General features: G+C 44.0%; 13 protein-coding genes. 9 read left to right on the top strand and 4 right to left on the bottom strand.

What is annotated here, in order from left to right:
• Window positions 1–196 precede the first annotated feature (196 nt).
• Complete coding sequence (locus DFR58_RS08225) at window positions 197–1,816, top strand: ABC-F family ATP-binding cassette domain-containing protein (RefSeq protein WP_114297331.1); 1,620 nt, start codon at window positions 197–199, stop codon at window positions 1,814–1,816.
• 68 nt (window positions 1,817–1,884) lie between these two features.
• Here DFR58_RS08225 and DFR58_RS08220 read toward each other — a convergent pair whose 3' ends face one another.
• A complete protein-coding gene (locus DFR58_RS08220; protein WP_114297330.1) occupies window positions 1,885–2,763 on the bottom strand; it encodes a radical SAM/SPASM domain-containing protein in 879 nt (292 codons plus the stop codon).
• Window positions 2,764–2,967: 204 nt separating this feature from the next.
• Here DFR58_RS08220 and DFR58_RS08215 point away from each other — a divergent pair, with 204 nt between their 5' ends.
• The 4 genes from DFR58_RS08215 (at window position 2,968) to DFR58_RS08200 (ending at window position 11,720) form a co-directional block, all read left to right on the top strand.
• Complete coding sequence (locus DFR58_RS08215) at window positions 2,968–4,920, top strand: ATP-binding protein (protein WP_114297329.1); 1,953 nt, start codon at window positions 2,968–2,970, stop codon at window positions 4,918–4,920.
• A gap of 143 nt (window positions 4,921–5,063) precedes the next feature.
• Window positions 5,064–7,043 (top strand): DNA gyrase/topoisomerase IV subunit B, encoded by a 1,980-nt coding sequence (locus tag DFR58_RS08210; RefSeq protein ID WP_114297328.1) that lies wholly within the window; start codon window positions 5,064–5,066, stop codon window positions 7,041–7,043.
• Window positions 7,044–7,111: 68 nt separating this feature from the next.
• Window positions 7,112–9,298, top strand: a complete 2,187-nt coding sequence (locus DFR58_RS08205) for a DNA gyrase/topoisomerase IV subunit A (protein ID WP_114297327.1) — start codon at window positions 7,112–7,114, stop codon at window positions 9,296–9,298.
• Window positions 9,299–9,350: 52 nt separating this feature from the next.
• A complete protein-coding gene (locus DFR58_RS08200; protein ID WP_114297326.1) occupies window positions 9,351–11,720 on the top strand; it encodes an ATP-dependent DNA helicase in 2,370 nt (789 codons plus the stop codon).
• A gap of 8 nt (window positions 11,721–11,728) precedes the next feature.
• On the opposite strand, the gene DFR58_RS08195 is transcribed toward DFR58_RS08200, so the two are convergent.
• Together DFR58_RS08195 and DFR58_RS08190 are read right to left on the bottom strand one after the other, a co-directional pair.
• Window positions 11,729–12,529, bottom strand: a complete 801-nt coding sequence (locus DFR58_RS08195) for a putative ABC transporter permease (RefSeq protein WP_170138082.1) — start codon at window positions 12,527–12,529, stop codon at window positions 11,729–11,731.
• A gap of 107 nt (window positions 12,530–12,636) precedes the next feature.
• The gene (locus DFR58_RS08190) at window positions 12,637–13,050 is read right to left on the bottom strand and encodes an EamA family transporter (protein ID WP_114297350.1); all 414 of its coding nucleotides are present in this window, start codon (window positions 13,048–13,050) and stop codon (window positions 12,637–12,639) included.
• 208 nt (window positions 13,051–13,258) lie between these two features.
• Between DFR58_RS08190 and DFR58_RS08185 the strand changes: the two genes are divergently transcribed.
• Both DFR58_RS08185 and DFR58_RS08180 read left to right on the top strand, forming a co-directional pair.
• Window positions 13,259–14,203, top strand: a complete 945-nt coding sequence (locus DFR58_RS08185) for a VanW family protein (RefSeq protein WP_114297324.1) — start codon at window positions 13,259–13,261, stop codon at window positions 14,201–14,203.
• 65 nt (window positions 14,204–14,268) lie between these two features.
• Window positions 14,269–15,501 (top strand): MFS transporter, encoded by a 1,233-nt coding sequence (locus DFR58_RS08180; RefSeq protein WP_114297323.1) that lies wholly within the window; start codon window positions 14,269–14,271, stop codon window positions 15,499–15,501.
• A 14-nt stretch (window positions 15,502–15,515) separates the two neighbouring features.
• Here the strand turns inward: DFR58_RS08180 and DFR58_RS08175 are convergent, their stop codons facing one another.
• Window positions 15,516–16,892: an MATE family efflux transporter gene (locus tag DFR58_RS08175; RefSeq protein ID WP_114297322.1), complete on the bottom strand. Its 1,377-nt coding sequence runs from the start codon at window positions 16,890–16,892 to the stop codon at window positions 15,516–15,518.
• A 197-nt stretch (window positions 16,893–17,089) separates the two neighbouring features.
• Between DFR58_RS08175 and uvrB the strand changes: the two genes are divergently transcribed.
• Both uvrB and DFR58_RS08165 read left to right on the top strand, forming a co-directional pair.
• Window positions 17,090–19,069: an excinuclease ABC subunit UvrB gene (uvrB, locus tag DFR58_RS08170; protein WP_114297321.1), complete on the top strand. Its 1,980-nt coding sequence runs from the start codon at window positions 17,090–17,092 to the stop codon at window positions 19,067–19,069.
• Window positions 19,070–19,110: 41 nt separating this feature from the next.
• On the top strand, window positions 19,111–19,383 hold the full coding sequence (locus DFR58_RS08165; RefSeq protein WP_114297320.1) for a hypothetical protein: 273 nt from the start codon (window positions 19,111–19,113) through the stop codon (window positions 19,381–19,383).
• Window positions 19,384–19,392: the final 9 nt, after the last annotated feature.

Genomic DNA, 19,392 nt, shown 5'->3' with positions numbered 1-19,392 from the left:
TTATTATTTGTAATACTAAATACACTTTGCCACTTTGTAAGACATAATGCAGCTAGCTTTATTCGCCAAGGTTGCATTTACTTTGTCAACTGAGGATGTGGAGGCGTTGTGTTAGAAAACACCCATAATTATAGACTGCCGGGATTTTCTATGTTATAATGGGCAGGAAATTTTAATTCTTAAGGATGGTAGTAAAATGATTAGTACAAATGGAATTAGCTTAAGATACGGCGGACGGGCACTTTTTGAGGATGTAAATATTAAGTTTACCCCGGGGAATTGCTATGGGCTTATTGGCGCAAACGGCTCCGGCAAATCCACTTTTCTCAAAATACTTTCGGGAGAGATCGAAGCCAATAAGGGGGACGTAATAATAACTCCCGGCGATAGGCTGGCAGTTTTAAAGCAGAATCATTTTGAGTTTGATGATATCGAAGTGTTAAAAACCGTTATTGTGGGCCATGACAGGCTGTATTCGATAATGGAGAAAAAGGAGGTTCTCTATGCAAAGCCCGATTTTTCCGAGGAGGACGGTATAAAGCTGTCGGAGCTTGAGGCGGAATTTGCCGAGATGAACGGCTGGGACGCCGAGTCTGACGCAGCTACTCTTCTGAATGGGCTGGGAATAAGGGAGGAGCTTCATTATAAGAAAATGAAGGAGCTTGAGGGAAGTGAGAAGGTAAGAGTCCTTCTGGCTCAGGCGCTATTCGGCAACCCGGGTATACTGCTTCTGGACGAGCCGACAAACCACCTTGATATTGCCTCCATAAGCTGGCTTGAAAACTTCCTTTACAACTTTGAAAATACCGTTATTGTTGTGTCGCATGACAGGCACTTTTTAAACAAGGTGTGTACCCATATAGCAGATATAGATTACGGCAAAATACAGATGTATGTAGGAAATTATGATTTCTGGTATGAGTCCAGCCAGCTTGCCTTAAGACAGGCGCGCGAGCTGAACAAGAAAACAGAATCTAAAATAAAGGAGCTGCAGGAGTTTATACAGAGGTTCAGCGCAAACGCATCTAAATCCAAGCAGGCGACATCAAGGAAAAAGCTGCTTGAAACCCTTACTCTCGAGGACATAAAGCCCTCCTCAAGAAAGTACCCCTTCGTCGACTTTAAGCCCGACAGAGAGGCAGGGAACGATTTGCTTTTTGTCAGAAATATAAGCAGGGAAATTGACGGGCAAAAGGTGTTGAATGATATAAGCTTTACCATAAACAAGGGTGATAAAATCGCTTTTGTAGGCTCTGACGGACTACCTAAAACGACGCTTTTTAAAATTCTTGCCGAGGAGCTTTGCCCCGATACGGGAGATTTTAACTGGGGTGTTACAACCTCAAGATCGTATTTCCCCAGCGATAACTCCAAATATTTTGACGGAGCGGACATGAACCTTGTGGACTGGATGAGGCAGTTTTCAAAGGATCAGACCGAGACCTTCTTGAGAGGGTGGCTTGGAAGAGTGCTTTTTTCGGGAGAGGAAGCATTAAAGAAGGCGTGCGTTCTTTCAGGAGGGGAAAAGGTGCGGTGTATGCTTGCCAGGATGATGCTTTCGGGCGCAAATGTGCTGATGCTTGACGAGCCCACCAACCACCTGGATTTGGAATCTATAACCTCGCTGAATAACGGGCTTATAAACTTTAAGGGAACAATATTATTTGCTTCACACGATCACCAGTTTGTGCAGACGGTTGCAAACAGAATAATGGAGCTTACTCCTAATGGCCTCATAGACAGGCAGACAACCTATGATGAATACCTTGAGGATGAGGGTGTGGCAAAGCTGCGCAAGGAAATGTACAATATGTAAAAATGGTAAAGTGCATAATGGAGGGGGAGTGCGGCGCTTCGGTATTAAACGGCATTTATTATTAAATGTCATTTAATGCTGAAGCGCTGCCTGTATTGGCATTTTCTGCACAGCGGCTCCACAGCCCTTCTGCTTGAAAAACCGTTGTATATCTCTTTGGCTCTGGCGCCGGACAATATTTCATCAAGAGACTGGGTGCATATATTGCCAAGAGCTATTGTGCCTTCACTGTCAAGACAGCAGGGCACCACCGTGCCGTTGCAAAGAATGGCTATCTGCTCTCTGAGGCCGTAGCAGAAGCCGGTATCATTTATATCCCTGTCTGTTATATCGGGCCAATTAAAGCGTTGGGCCTGATTTAAGAATATACCGTCCGCAAGCTTTACTCCCTTGCAGGGCGTTATTTTATCCTGAAGCCTGAAATCAAGAGAAAACTCCTTTTCAATTTTAGAAAGGAGAAGCCTGTTGCTTTCAGGGCTGCCATGCTCCTTTAAGTTCCACAGCCTGAGGCATATCTGCACATTTGTCTTAAGCCTTGCCTCCCTTATAAAATCAAATATAGCCTCCAGATACCCTTCCATATTTAACAGCAGAGAGTCGCATGAATTGCCCTCAAGACTGTGAAGGGAGAAGTTTACCTGTCTGAGTGAGGGCTTAAGCATATCCTGCTCCAATAGTCTGCCTATAAGAGTGCCGTTTGTCGTTATGTTCACGGCGTAGCCGTATTGGTTGCAAAGGTCTAAATAATACCCCAGCTCGGGGTGCATAAGAGGCTCTCCCAGCACATGAAAATAAAGATGCCTCGAGCGTCCGCGGAGCTGGGTTAAGATTCTCAGAAACAGATCCGGCTCCATAAATTTATCAGGCCTGTGAGTTTTGGGGCAAAAGCTGCAGGACAGGTTGCATACATTTGTAATTTCTATATAGGTTTTTTTAAAGGTTTTCATATGTAAAATTATGCCCTTTCCGTAGAGTCCATAGCCGGTAAATTAATATTTTCATGCATAAAAAACATGTCATAAAACTTCCTGAGCATCGGTTTTTTTGGAGGATTATTCAATATATTGTCGAATAATTAATAAAAATGCATGTTAAAATAGTTCTTTCTCAGTGTTTTTATATTGAATGCCAGTCCAAAAGGAGCAGATCAAATGTTTTATGAGTCTGATTTTCTATTTTCCACAGATGATGAAATAGTATACCATAACGGGCAGAAAATACAAGGCCCTCATAAATGGACAATAATGATTGCGGATGAGGACAGGGATATTCACAAAGCTGTAAAATCCAGCCTGCAGGAGTTTGTATTTGAAGGCATACCGCTGGAGTTTTTAAGCGCCTTTTCTGTTGCTGAGGCCGCCAATTTGTTTAAGGAAAGGCTGTATATAGCTATAGCATTCATTCATAAATCAATTGGAGGCACAGACAAGGGAATTGACCTTGTAAGGCTTATCAGGGAAGAGCTGGGGGATAAGGCGGCAGGCATTATACTCCGGATTGAGCCCGGAGAGGATGTTGAAGAGGGCTTTATTACGGAATATTGTGTGAGTGACTGTAAGGAAAAGAGCGAGCTTGTAAGAAAGAAGCTCTTTACTGCGGTGAGCTCGCTATTAAATGCATATAAAGGCTCTATGAGGCTTAAAAGGGGGATGCTGCGCAATAAAAATATGAGCCGGATTATAGATAATTCAAGTCAAGGCTTTCTTACCTTTGGGCAGACGCTTATCATTAACGATTATTACAGCTCCGAGTGTATAAAAATATTTAAAAGAAGGATTGAAGGAGTAAAATTTTCCGAGCTCATACATGCAGACACCGAGCAGCAGCACAACTTAAATATTATGCTTACTAAGATACTTAATATTCATAATTCCTCTATAAGAGAATTTTATTTACCTCTTTTGCCCGCTCAAATTTATGTGGAGGGAAGATATATAGCGGTAAAATATATTATTCTTAACGGGGAGGCTCCGCCTAAGTTTAGGATGTTTATGCTTATATTAAACGACATTACCGACAAAAAGCTGCTTGAAAATAAGGCGGAGGAAGAGAGAAGCAATTTAAGAATGATAGTCAGTGTGGTTGCAAATTATGATGAATTTCTGAATCTGTGCAAGGAGTACAGGGATTTTTGCGGCTTGGGGATCATAAAAATTCTCGATTCATCGTCTGATGAGGGAATAAAGCTTTTTGATATACTGAGGAGTATTCACAATTTTAAAAGCAGCTTTAGTAAGCTTAACATGGTTAATATCGTAAATAAGCTCCATGAAATTGAGTCCCGTATTTCGATGCTGAGGAATAGCACAGATGAGGAAATTGCCCATGAGATGGAGGAATGCCTTTTGCAGATCCGGCCTGAATTGCTTGAGCAGGATCTCGACTTAATCGCAACCGCCGTGGGAGAGGATTTCTATATAGGCAGCAGGCCTGCTTGGGTGGATAAGGATAAAATTGACGAGCTTGAGAAAAAGATGACATCCATACTCTCTGATGAGCAGTGCAGACTGCTGCTGCCGGAGGTAAGAAAATTGGGGCACAGGCTTTTTCGGGATTTATTGAAGCACTATCCCGCATATGTTGCGGTTACTGCCAGAAGGCTTGGGAAGGAAATTTTTCCTCTTATAATAAAGGGAGGAGATTTTTATGCCGATATACGGCAATATCAGAGCTTTACGGAAAGTCTTGTGCATGTGTTTAAAAATGCCGTAGATCATGGAATAGAGGAGCCTGTCCGGCGTGAAGAGAAGGGAAAGGACCGGCTCGGAAGCATAAGGTGCGGCATATCCCTGCAGGATGAATATATATGTGTTTGTATATCTGACGACGGAAGGGGAATAGATTTAGAGGAGATTAGAAAAATTTCCTTTATGAAAGGCATATGCACCTATGAGGAGGCTTATGAAATGCCTGTGCAGGAGGTTATGGGGCTTGTATTCCACAGGTATATGACAACAAAAATGACTGCCGACAGCTTTTCAGGCAGAGGGATAGGCTTGACGGCTGTTAAGGATGAGGTCGGTAAAATAGGGGGAAGGGTGGAGGTCAACAGCAGAAAGGATGAGGGGACGGAGTTCAAATTCTGGCTTAAGCATGTTGTATAACATTTTACTTGACATAGAACACCAGTTTGATTATGATAATGTATTATATAGAGGTTGAGAATATAAGAAAATAATGCTATAGTTTTAAATGCTTGGACTTGTATGCGATGTCTTATGTAAAAATTTAGGTAAGGTGGATATAAATGGCGAAAGAAAACATGAATAACGGATATGGAAATGAAAGCATTTCTTCTCTGAAGGGGGCAGACAGGGTGCGTTTGCGCCCCGGAGTAATTTTTGGGTCTGACGGTATAGAGGGCTGTCAGCACTCCTTTTTTGAAATACTGTCTAACTCAATAGATGAGGCCAGAGAGGGCTATGGAGATGTTATTGAGGTAGTAAGGCATAGAGACGGGGCCATTACTGTCAGCGATTACGGAAGAGGAATTCCTCTGGATTACAACCCAAAGGAGGAAAGATTTAATTGGGAGCTTGTCTTTTGTGAGCTTTACGCAGGCGGGAAATATAAAAATAATTCTGGAGAAAATTACGAGTTCAGCCTTGGCTTAAACGGGCTGGGAAGCTGTGCGACACAGTACAGCTCCGAGTATATGGATGTTGCGGTATGCAGGGACGGGCTTATACATAAGCTGCACTTTGAAAAGGGAGAAAACATAGGAGGACTGCAAAAGGAACGGTATAAATATGAAAGCACCGGCACAACCATTAAATGGAAGCCGGATATGGATGTTTTTACCGATATTGCAATACCCTTAGAATATTTTTCTACCGTCATGAAAAAGCAGGCGGTTGTAAATGCCGGGCTGACCTTTAAGCTTTATGACGAGGAATGTGAGGGAAATTTTGAATATTGCTACCCCAATGGTATTGTGGATTATGTAAAGGAGATATCAGGGGATAAGGGCTTTACAGAGGTACAGTTTTACCAGTCCTCCGCAAAGGGGAGGGACAGGGCGGACAAGCCGGAGTACAAGGTTAAGATGCAGATAGCCTTTTGCTTCAACAATGAAGCAAATCTCTTGGAATATTATCATAACTCAAGCCTGCTTGAGTATGGCGGGGCACCCGATAAGGCCGTTAAGGCGGCGTTTGTATACGAGATAGACAAGTGCCTGAAGGGGAGGGGAAGGTACAATAAGGATGAGTCCAAAATAACCTTTGCCGATATACAGGACAGCCTGGTGCTTGTTACAAATTCCTTTTCCACCATAACGAGCTATGAGAACCAGACTAAGAAATCCATAACAAACAGGTTTATACAGGAGGCAATGACCGACTTTATAAAGCAGCAGCTTGAGGTGTACTTTATAGAAAATAAGATGGAGAGCGATAAGATAACCGAGCAGGTGCTTGTTAACAAAAGGAGCAGGGAGACTGCCGAGAAGACAAGGATAAACATAAAGAAAAAATTAAGCGGGGCGGTTGACATCTCAAACAGGGTAAAGAAATTTGTTGACTGCCGCACAAAGGACTTAAACAGGAGGGAAATTTATATAGTTGAGGGAGATTCCGCACTGGGTGCCTGCAAGCTTGGAAGAGACGCCGAATTTCAGGCTATAATACCTGTGCGCGGTAAAATCCTAAACTGTCTTAAGGCCGACTATGACGCTATATTTAAGAATGAAATAATTGTAGATCTTATAAAGGTGCTGGGCTGCGGGGTAGAAATCAAGTCCAAGCACAACAGGGACTTAAACACCTTTGACTTGAATAATCTTAAGTGGAGCAAGGTAATAATATGCACCGATGCCGATGTGGACGGCTTTCAGATAAGGACGCTGATTCTGGCAATGCTGTACAGGCTTGTTCCCACTCTTATTCAGGTGGGGAAGGTATATATTGCGGAATCTCCCCTCTTTGAGATTACGGCAAAGAGCAACACCTTCTTTGCCTACTCTGAAAAGGAGAAAAGCAATATCATATCAAAGCTGAAGGTTAAATATACACTTCAGAGATCCAAGGGCTTGGGTGAAAATGAGCCCGATATGATGTGGCGCACGACAATGAATCCCGAAACGAGAAGGCTCATACAGGTTGTGCCGGATGATGTTTTGAAAACAGAGGAGTTTTTTGACCTGCTCTTAGGGGACAACCTTGCGGGAAGAAAGATTCATATAGAACAGAATGGGCATAAATACCTCGAAATGATAGATGTGAGCTAGCGCATCCTATATAGATAGTTGACAGCCTGATCTATATAGTGCCTTATATAGTATGGAAGGGGGAAAACATGGCAAATAACAATACCGTAGAACAAAAAATTGTAGACACTCTGGAGCAGAATTATATGCCGTATGCAATGAGTGTAATAGTATCCAGAGCCATTCCTGAGATTGACGGCTTTAAGCCGTCTCACAGAAAGCTTTTATATACAATGTACAAAATGGGGCTTTTAACGGGGGCAAAAACCAAATCTGCCAATGTTGTGGGACAGACAATGAAGCTTAACCCACATGGCGACTCGGCAATTTATGAGACGCTGGTAAGGCTTACAAAGGGAAACGGAGCGCTCCTGCACCCCTTTATAGATTCCAAGGGCAATTTCGGAAAGCAGCATTCCAAGGATATGCAGTTTGCGGCTGCCAGGTATACTGAGGTTAAGCTCGATAAGCTTTGTGAGGAAATCTTTAAGGATCTTGATAAAAATACCGTCCCGTTTATAGATAATTACGACGGCACAATGAAGGAACCAAGGCTTTTGCCCACTACATTCCCCAATATCCTTGTGAATTCCAATCAGGGAATAGCGGTAGGAATGGCCAGCAACATTTGCAGCTTCAATCTCAGGGAGGTATGTGAGGCCACAGTGGAGTACCTGAAGGATGAAAATGCCGATATATTAAAGCATATCAAGGCGCCTGACCTGTCGTCGGGAGGGCAGCTTATATACAATGAGAGGGAAATCAGGGACATATACAATACCGGAAGGGGAGGCTTCAAGGTAAGGGGAAGATACAGATATGACAGTTCCAACAACTGTATTGAAATTTATGAGATACCCTATTCAACTACCACCGAGGCCATTATTGAAGCAATAATAGCACTGGTTAAGGACGGTAAAATAAGGGATATTACAGATGTCAGGGACGAGACGGATCTCAGCGGGCTTAGAATAACGATTGACATAAAGAAAAATACAGACGCCGAAGCGCTTATGAATAAGCTGTTTAAGCTTACGCCGCTTCAGGACAGCTTTAGCTGCAACTTTAACATACTTGTAAACGGAACTCCAAGGGTTATGGGGATTAAAACCATACTTAAGGAGTGGTCGGTATTCAGGACGGAATGCATAAAGAACCAGATTCTGTTCGACATTGATAAAAAGTCCGAAAAGCTGCATCTTCTTCTCGGCCTGCGCAAAATTCTTCTCGATATTGACAAGGCAATAAGAATAATAAGAGATACCGAGAGGGAAGCAGATGTTGTCCCCAATCTTATGAAGGGGTTTGGGATAGATCAGGTGCAGGCGGAATACATAGCGGAGATTAGGCTCAGAAACCTTAACAAGGAGTATATTTTGAACCGTGTCAGTGAGGTGGATAGCCTGCAAAAGGAAATTCAGGACTTAAAGGACACCTATGGCGACGACAGGAAAATAAAGAGGATAATAATAAAGCAGTTAAATGATGTTTCGGCAAAGCACGGGCAGCCCAGAAAAACGGAGATAATAAGCGTTGAGAATATAGAGGAAATAACAACCGAGCATTTGATAGAAGATTACAGGCTTAAGCTGTTTCTTACACAGCAGGGGTATTTAAAGAAAATTCCTCTGGTGTCGTTGAGATCAGGTCCCGAGCAAAAGCTGAAGGACGACGACAGCATAGCACAGGAGGTGGAAGCGCGCAACAAGGCCGACTTGCTCCTGTTCTCAAACAAATGCACCGTTTACAAGCTTAAGATATACGAAATAAACGACTGCAAGGCCAGCAGCCTTGGAGAATACCTCAGCAATCTTCTTGGGCTGGAGCAGGGCGAAAGGGTTATCAGCATAGTGGTTGCCGACGACTACAAGGGGCATGTTCTGTTTTGCTTTGAAAACGGAAAGATGGCAAAGATAGATTTGAGCAGCTATGCTACAAAAACAAACCGGAAAAAGCTTGCCAATGCATATTCCGATATATCTCCGCTTGTGAGCATGATGTATATTGATGAGGATGTGGAGCTTGCGGCGTTCAGCAGCATAGATAAGGTGCTGGTGTTCAATACTGCCGGTATAAATTCCAAGTCTACAAGGGATTCCCAGGGAGTGCAGGTGCTTAAGTCCAAAAAGGGAAGCGTTGTGACGGCGGTCAAGCCTCTGGGTGAGGCTGCCTTAACCGACGCCGACTATTACAGGACACAGAATATTCCGGCTGTCGGCTGCTACTTAAAGGATGAGGACAAGCAGGACAACCAGCTCAGGCTTAAGCTGGAATGACGGTTTGAATATACGGCAGCGGTGTGCGTGAAAAAGGATAAGGGGTTTTAAAATGCAGGACACTTATGTTGTTAAGGTTTCAGTGAGAGAGCTGGTTGAAAGCTTATTAAGGTCGGGGGATCTCGGGGGAGGATATGTAAGCGGCTCAAGAATGCTTGAGGGCATAAGGGCGCACCAGACCGTTTCTAAGGCAAGGGGTGAGGAGTGCCGTCCTGAGGTGGCTGTTTCATATACAGTTGAAAGGGACGGCATACGCCTTGAGGTAAACGGGCGCATTGACGGGGTTATAAAAAGAGACAGCGAGGTTATAATAGACGAAATAAAGTCGGTTTCGGTGCCTATAGGAGAGGTGAATGACAATTACAGCGACTTGCATTGGGCTCAGGTCAAATGCTATGCATATATGTTTGCCGTTTGCGGCTCATTGGAGTCGGTAACGGTACAGGTGACATATTTTCAGATAGACACGGGTGAAATAAGGAGCTTTCCGAAGGCCTTTTGCAGGGCGGAGCTGGAGACCTTCTTTTTTGATATCGCAGGAAGATATATTGACTGGATGAAAAATGTAAGGGATTGGAGCATATGCAGGGATGCCTCCATAAAGGAGATGGGCTTTCCGTTTCCGTCGTACAGAAAGGGGCAGAGGGAGCTGGCCGCAGCGGTATACAGAGCCATAAAAGGAGGGGGCAGGCTTTTTGCACAGGCGCCTACGGGGACGGGAAAGACAATGGCTTCATTGTTTCCGGCATTAAAGGCTCTGGGAGAGGGGCATGTATCCAAAATATTTTATCTCACCGCAAAGACTACAACCCGTGCGGTGGCGCAAAAGGCTCTTGACAGCATGAGGCAATCGGGTCTTAAAATCAAATCCATTGTAATTACAGCCAAGGAGAAGGTGTGCTTTAATCCGGGGGCTAAATGCACCGGCGAGGAATGCCGGTATGCAAGGGGCTATTACGACCGTCTGAATAAAGCCATCGGGGACATTTACACCCGGAACACCTTTACAAGGGATTTAATTGAGGAATATGCCCAAAGGCATGAGGTATGTCCCTTTGAATTCTCTCTGGATCTGTCTCTCTGGGCTGACGGCATTATATGCGATTATAACTATGTGTTTGACCCCAGGGTGTACCTGAAAAGATATTTTATGAGCGGAGGAGGGGACTACGCCTTTCTTATAGACGAGGCGCACAATCTGGTGGACAGGGCAAGAGAAATGTTTTCGGCGCAGTTGCTTAAGGCCCCTGTGACCGAGCTGAAAAAGTCCATGGGAAGGTCAAGGACGAAGCTGTATAAAAGCCTCAATGAAATAAACAGCTATATGATTAAAAAGAGGAAGGAATGTGAAGGCTTAGATGACGGGGTATATTTGAGCAGCGAGCCGCTTAAGGATTTTTACCCCGTGCTTAGAAGCTTTGCAAGGTATGCCGACGAATTCCTTGCCGAAAATGAAGCGTCTGTATTCAGGGAACAGCTTCTTGAGGTTTATTTCAGTGTGATCGACTTTCTTAAGACCTCTGAGATCTATGATGAAAGGTATGTCACCTATTGCCACAAGCAGGGGAATGATTTCAGCATAAGGCTGTTCTGCATTGATCCCTCATATCTCTTATATGAGGCGATGAAAAGAGGAAAGGCGTCAATACTGTTTTCAGCAACTCTTATACCCTTGAGGTACTTTACACGCATTTTAGGAGGAGATCCTGAAATGACTGCAAGGGATAATATAGGCGTTTCAAAAATTGCTCTTTCATCACCCTTTCCGAAGGAAAATCTCTGCCTTATGGTGGATTATAAGACTGCCACAAGGTATAGTGCGAGGGAATACACGTATGACAGAATTGTAAACGCCATATCTGCCGTTGCAGGGAGCCGCACAGGCAATTATATTGTGTTTTTTCCGTCTTATAAATATATGCTTGAGATACATGCACGGTTTTCAAGTATTGGAGCAGATATAAAAATAATATGCCAGAGCCCCGGCATGATGGAGGAGGACAGGGAAGAATTTCTTTCTCAATTTGACGAGAGTCCCGGACAGACACTGGTAGGCTTTGCCGTCATGGGAGGAGTGTTCGGAGAGGGCATAGACCTTGTGGGGGAAAGGCTGTCCGGTGTTGTCGTTGTGGGTGTAGGCTTGCCGCAGGTGTGTCTGGAGAGAGAAATTATACGCGGCTACTTTGAGCAAAACGGTGAGCCGGGCTTTGATTATGCCTATGTGTACCCCGGAATGAATAAGGTAATGCAGGCGGCGGGAAGGGTTATACGGACGGAAAATGACAGGGGGGCTGTTCTTCTCATTGATGAAAGGTTCACGCGCTCCACTTACAGGGAGCTGATGCCGCCCCACTGGGACCCGGTGGTGAGGGTGGACGGGCCTGACATGATGAGTATGAGGCTTGAGAGGTTCTGGCGATAGGGGCGGCCTTAACGCCCAATCCTGCTTTTGATGCTGTGCCGGAGCTTTTCTCTCTTTGAAGCAAGCGAGTCCTTTATTTCCTCCAGCATACTTCCAAACCTTCTGGACTTAAGGCTGGGGAATGCATTTATAAGCCTTGAATGTGAAATGTTTCTTCTGTCCAACAGCTCCTCATACCTGCTTTTAAGCTCAAGCACGGCAGCCTCAAGCTCGGCGGTTTTCTCGGAGGTTGATTCCTTAAGACGCTTTAAGCTCTCCTTAATATCTGAGGAAATGTAATGAAGCTGCTTGAGCTTTAAATTCAGCCCCACTACCGATATCACGGAAAACGCCGCATCGGCCGCAAAGTATGCCGACAAAGACGCTATTATTATAATGTGGTATCTTGGATCAATGAGGCCTATAAGCCTTTTAATCTGCGGGTGTAAAAAATGAAGAGTAACAACAGACAGAATTCCCCATATCAATGAATTGGAGAGGCATATCCTTCCTTTTAGGTTGAAAGCCTTATGGCTGTAGTCCCACCATGTGTGGTTAAAGATCTTTTCCAGAGCAAAGCCGGTGAGATACTCAAGGGCTGAGGTAAGCACTATGCTCCCTATGAAAAGCACAGGGAGATTTTGCTTTATGGGGGTAAGCATAGCTATCACAATCAGAAATCCGAAACCGTATACAGGGCAGAAGGGTCCGTTTAAAAAGCCCCTGTTTACAAACCTTTTCTCCAGAATCGACACATATATTGTTTCAATACACCAGCCTACAAGCGCATAAAATACAAAATAAAAGAAAACATCTCTAAAATCCGCCACCCGCATATCCTCCCAAAAAGAAAAATCAATAACCTATATATTCGACAAAATAGGTGATTTTCCTCTGGAAGCAGTACAGGACTATATTAAAGATTTATTTATATGGCTTATACTATGCATATTATTCCCAGTATAATGAGTGCCGCGCCTATAATTCTTTCAAGAGTGATGTGCTCGCCCATGAACAGCACCGAGCAGATTATTGTGACAAGGGGAGAGCTCGACATAATGATTGTAACGAGAGATACCTCTCCTTTTTTTATGGCGGCATAGTAGGCAAGATCTCCCACCAACGTGGCAAGTATGGCCTCAATGGCTATAAGAATCCATGAGTTAAAGGGTATGGCCTTTATGGAGGACATGGTTCCGTCTATGATTACCCAGCCTATAATAAGCCCTGCGGCAAACATTGTTCTTAAGGCGAGCCCTGCAAGAGGGGTTGCGTTGCTTAAGCCTATTTTGGCAAAAATAGGGGCTATACCCCAGCATACCATGCCTGCGAGTGCCAGCAAAATTACCATTTTGTTTTTCCCCCCCGAAGCTTTTTTCATAAACAAGTATCCTTAGAGCCGAATGTCCATATTGACAAAATATGTTTTTGTAAGAATTTTATTACTGTAAAATATTATTTTGTGTAATTTATTTTAAAATACAGATAATAAGCTGTGAGTATTTTTATTTTACTTCAATGAAGATGCTGTTTAAGTCACAACGGATTGGTGGAGAAAAATGCTTAATTTTAAAAAGATAGTTTGCTTAGTGGTTGCAGGCCTTGTTTTTATGGCTTCCTTACAAAGCGTATATGCCGAATCGGCTCTCGAAGACAAAAAGGCCGGCGGGGATTTTATGGGTATACGTGCCGCCGATGAAGAGCTTGAGCTTTATGGCGATGAGGAGCCTCCGGCCAAGTCCGGCGCGGTGAGGAGAGTTCCATGGGAGGATGACATACAGTTTGTTAAGGCCTGTGAGGACAATAACACCACCATAATGCTGGCAGCATACAGGACGGTGCTTCGTGACCCTCTTCCGGGGGAGGAGGAGAATGTGCATTTAGCTGCCGGAATGCTGGCGGGAAGAGTTATAAAGCCGGGGGAGAGATTTTCCCAGAACGGGGCCATAGGACCGTATATAGAATCGAGAGGCTTCCAAAAGGGGCCCACATATATAGGCTCCCGGCTTACCACAACAATAGGCGGAGGCGTATGCAAAATCGCCTCCACCCTTTACAATGTAACTATCTTAAGCAATCTTGAGGTTGTTGAAAGATACTGCCACAGTATGCCTGTGCCGTATGTACCCTATGGACAGGACGCAACGGTGTCATACGGGAGCAGGGATTTCAAATTCAGGAACAACACCCCGGGGCCGCTGCTAATATGGGCCCAAGGGATAGATAATATACTGTATATAGCATTTTACGGGCAAAAAGAGGCACCTCTTGTAAAATGGCACCATCAAACCCTGAATGTACAAAAGGCACCCAAAATATACCGAACAAATTCTGAGCTTGATGAGGGTACGGAAAAGGTGGTTTCAGAAGGAATGGATGGAGCAACGGTTAAGTCATGGGTTACGATAGTGGCGGACGACGGAGCCGAAACAACAAGAAATCTTGGGATAAGCTACTACAAGCCAATGCCATACATTATAGAGAGGAATATTAAAGCGCCGTGAAGGTATAAAATTGTCTTCTAGCTAATATTATTTGTGGTATATGAAACTCTTTTCGGAGATTATCTATGCCGCAAAAAGACTCGTATTTAAAAATATTGAAGGGCAACAGGCCGTTTTTGCTGTTCCTTGCGGGGCAGGGGGCATCAAGCCTTGGAGATGCCTTTCAGTTAATAGCGGTGACCTCGCTCCTGTTTACTATGACAGGCTCGGGAATGTCTGCCGCATTCGGAGTAATTTGCGCCCCGATACCTGCCATACTTTTATCCCCTGTAGCCGGAAGCTTAGGGGATCGGTTTAATCCTAAGGGTATGCTTATATTATTGGATTTATTAAGAGCGGCAGTTGCCATATTTTTTATTTTCAGAGCAAGTGTTTTTGTGATATATACCGTTCTTTTATTGCTGTCAATACTGAATGTGCTATATAATCCCCCCTCAAAAAGGCTGATTGTGGGAATGCTGGACAGAAGGGATATCATGCTTGGCAACTCATTGCTCAGCGGAGTTGGGGGGATTTCATATCTGGTGGGCCCGGTTGCCGCGGGGTATCTGGTGGAGGCAACGGGAACAGAAGCCGCCTTTATTATAAACGCAGCATCCTTTATATTCTGTGCGTTTATGACAATGCTGATAAAGAAAAGCTCAATAAAAGCAAATGCTTCTCCACATGGAAGGGTAAAAACAGAAGGTATTGCCGAGGGGATATTCAGGGGCTTTACATATTTAAATTCCTCCGCCTCTATTAAAAAAATAATAGTAACCTGCACGGTTATGAGCTTTGGAATTGCCTCGGTAAATACCGCATTCTACCCCTTTGCCTTTGACGTTCTTAAGGTAACTCCCAAAGGATGGGGGCTCATGATTTCTGTCTTCTATGGAACAAGCCTTACGGGAATGCTCATAGCCGTTTTGCTTAATAAAAGAATGCAGCACTCGATATACAAATTTGTGTACATTTTTCTTTTTATTATATCAATGGTTTGGTTTTGCTACGGAGCTACGGGGAGCATGGCCGTTGTGCTTCTCCTTCAGCTTGTAGAGGGAACTGTCACCGCGGTGTGCGTCATAGCACTTTCGGCACAGCTTCAGCTCTCTTCCCAAAAAAGCTTTATAGGAAGGGCCGCGGCAGCAAATGAACTTCTGAGCAATGGGGGCAAGCTGCTTGGAATTGCCGTCAGCTACTGGGTTATGCTGCGTTACTCCCCTCAGGCAGCCTTTATAGTCAATTCAGCGATACTTGCCTCATTCATAATGTATAGAGTCGCCTTGAGGACAGGGGGGAGAATAAGGCACTCCTAAGCCAATCAAAGCACTCACACCTCCATATTGCCGTTTTGCAGATCTGCTGCGGGCTCCGGCTTTAGGGAGGATACCGACCTGATAAACATTGCAAGGCATATAAACATTACCAGAATATCCGTCAGTGCCTGACTGTATATAAACCCGTTAAAACCAAAGAGTGCGTTGAGAATCAGCAGTGCGGGCATATAAAGAAGTCCTTGCCTGGATATCGACAATATAAGAGAGGGAAGGGCCTTTCCCATTGCCTGCATGGCACTTGTGATTACCATCTGTACCGCAAGAAACGGAAGCGAAAAGGTCAGTGCCCGCATAATAATAACTCCTGTTTCAACAACTTCATCTTGCTTGATGAACAGTAAAATGAACTGTCTTGAAAACAGCATATACACCACGGTAAAAAATACTCCTATAACAGTGCCTACCAGAATAGCCTTATATACCGTTTCCTTCAGCCTTTTATAATTTCCAGCTCCGTAGCTGTAGCCTATCAATGGCTGACAGCCTATTGCCAGACCTAAAATAATAAATATCGGCATAAGTATAACCCTCTGGGCCACACCCATGGATGCGACGGCAATATCGCCGTAGGATACCGCAATATTATTGCTTACTATGTTTGCCACACCCATAAGCATTTGGTTTAAGGAAGCCGGAATACCTATAATTAATATCTGCAAATAAATTTTGCCGTCAAACGAAAACTTACTTAATGAAAGGGACATCATGCTTTTATTGCCTCGGTAGCACAGGATGTAATATGTCAGGCTTGCAATATTCCCCACAACGGTTGCAACTGCGGCGCCTGTTACACCCATCTTGAAGAGAAAAATAAACACAGGATCCAGTATTATATTGACGGCGGTACCTATAAACATTCCCATCATAGACTCCATGGCAGCCCCCTCCGCCCTGAGAAGCTGGCTTATGGCAAAGTTGCTGAGTATGATTACACCCGAGCAGATAAGGATAAAAGAGTAATCATAGGAATACTGAAAGGTATCGGGGCTTGTTCCAAGAAGGCCCACTATAGGCTTGAGAAAAATCAGGCTTGGAATGGTTATGGCTATTCCAAGAAAAATACATGAATAAAAGGCTATTGCAACTGCTTTTCCAGCAGACTTATAGTCCTTTTCCCCTATGGTTCTGGAAAGGTAGGAGGCTCCTCCGGTGCCCAGTATGCTGCCTAATGCCATAAGAAGCATAAAAAGAGGCATAGTAAGAGAAACGGCTGCTATCTGGTTGTGATCATTGAGCTTGCCTACAAAAAATGTGTCTGTAAGGTTATATAAAATTTGCACAAGCATACCCAGCACCATAGGCAGGGAAAGCTTAAGCATTGCCTTGTACACAGATTCATTTTCAAGTATTTGTATTCTTTTGTGTTGCATAGTCAAATCTCCTTAAAATTTAAAGTACAATCTTTTCAGCGGATAAAACGCGTAGTTTGATTATGACTAACAGTATAATGATTTAAGGCTGCGGTTGTCAAATTGTTTTTATATTTTTAGCTGCAAACATACGTTTGAATATTTTTTTGATTATGGTATAATAATTCTGTATATAAATTTTATTTAGGAGATTTACTATGCCGGATTTTAAAGTTGTTTCAGACTACATGCCCTGCGGAGACCAGCCTAAGGCAATAAGCCGTCTGGCTGAGGGACTGAACAGGGGGTTCAGGGGTCAGACCCTGCTTGGAGTTACGGGCTCAGGAAAGACCTTTACTATGGCTAACGTTATTTGTGAGGTGCAAAAGCCCACTCTGGTAATTGCACATAATAAAACTCTGGCAGCGCAGTTGTATAGCGAGTTTAAGGAGTTTTTTCCAAATAACTCGGTTGAGTATTTTGTGAGCTATTATGATTATTATCAGCCGGAGGCATATATTCCGGCAACAGACACATACATAGAAAAGGATTCTTCCATAAATGACGAGATAGATAAGCTGAGGCATTCCGCAACCGCCGCATTGTTTGAAAGAAGGGATGTTATAATTGTAGCCAGTGTTTCATGCATATACGGACTGGGAGACCCCGACGATTATACCGAGCTCATGCTTTCCTTAAGGCCGGGAATGCAAAAGGACAGGGATGATATAATCAAGAAGCTGGTTGAAATACAATATGAGAGGAATGAGATAGACTTTAAAAGGGGGAAGTTCAGAGCAAGGGGAGATGTGCTGGAAATATTCCCGGCGTATTCCTCGGAGAAGGTACTCCGGGTTGAATTTTTTGGAGATGAGGTCGAAAAAATAACGGAGGTTGATTCACTCACGGGAGAAATTCTGGGAACAAGAGCTCATATAGCGGTATTTCCGGCTTCCCACTATGCCACCACCAGAAAAAAGATGGAGAGGGCAATCGGCACAATTGAGGAGGAGCTTGAATACAGGCTTGAGGAGCTTAAAATGGGAGGCAAGCTTTTAGAAGCCCAGAGGCTTGAGCAGAGAGTAAGGTATGACATTGAAATGATGGAGGAAATAGGCTTCTGCCAGGGTATAGAAAATTATTCGCGCCATATAAGCGGCAGAGATCCGGGGAGCGCTCCTTATACTCTTTTGGATTATTTTCCTGACGATTACCTCCTTATAATAGACGAATCCCATGTATCGGTTCCGCAGATAGGGGCAATGTACAACGGCGACAGATCCAGAAAGCAGTCTCTTATAGAATTCGGCTTCAGGCTGCCGTCGGCGTTTGACAACAGGCCGCTTAAATTTGAGGAATTTGAGGAAAGGGTCAATCAGGTGGTTTTTGTAAGCGCCACCCCGGCGCAGTACGAAAGAAATCATTCACAGCAGATAGTAGAGCAGATAATAAGGCCTACAGGTCTTGTAGACCCCGACATAATAGTCAGGCCGGTAAAGGGACAGATTGATGATCTTATAGGAGAAATAAGCGAAACTATCGGAAGGAATGAACGGATACTGGTTACAACACTCACTAAAAAAATGGCCGAGGACTTGACAGATTATCTCAAGGAGCTGGATTTCAAGGTTGAGTACCTGCACTCGGATGTTAAAACCCTTGAGAGGGTTGAGATTATAAGAAACCTTCGCCTGGGAGTATTCGATGTGCTTGTGGGGATAAATCTTTTGAGAGAGGGGCTGGACATACCTGAGGTCTCGCTTGTAGCCATTCTGGATGCTGATAAAGAGGGCTTTCTGCGATCCGAGACATCCCTTATACAGACGGTGGGGAGAGCGGCGCGAAATTCCGAAGGAAGGGTAATAATGTATGCCGATTCGGTTACCCATTCCATGGAGAAGGCCATCAGTGAAACAAACAGGAGAAGAAAAATACAGGTGGATTATAATCTTGAAAACGGCATTATCCCTAAAAGCATACAGAAGGGGGTAAGGGATACAATTGAGGCAACAAAGGTAGCCGAGGACATTGCCGAATATTCGGTGGGCGGCAGAGCAGCGTCTAAAAACGCGGGCGAAATAGCCGAGCTTATTGACAGGCTTATGGAGGAGATGAAGACAGCAGCCGGGGATTTGCAGTTTGAGAGGGCTGCTGAGCTAAGAGACAGGATAAGCCGGTTGAAGGAAAGCTTGAAGTAGTATATAATTACTATCTATGACTATACATCAGGGGGCAAAAAATGAGTGTATTTGAGGCTGGGATGCTTGTTTGCTTTGGGGCTGCATGGCCTATTTCGATCTATAAATCCTATAAGTCCAGAGTCAACAGCGGAAAAAGCATAATTTTTCTTTTTGTAGTTATAACGGGATATGTTTCGGGGATAATACATAAGCTGCTTTATAGCTTTGACATGGTAATATTTCTGTATATACTGAATGTATTAATGGTTTCGGCCGATGCCGCCCTGTACTTCAGAAATAAAAGACTTATGAAAATAGGCGAAAAACATTGAAAGCTTTGT

The sequence above is a fragment of the Anaerobacterium chartisolvens genome (assembly GCF_003337415.1).
In the GTDB taxonomy this organism is placed as follows: domain Bacteria; phylum Bacillota; class Clostridia; order Acetivibrionales; family DSM-27016; genus Anaerobacterium; species Anaerobacterium chartisolvens.
The sequence above is the reverse complement of the archived record's forward strand: the minus strand, read 5'-3'. Positions and strand labels throughout refer to the sequence as shown.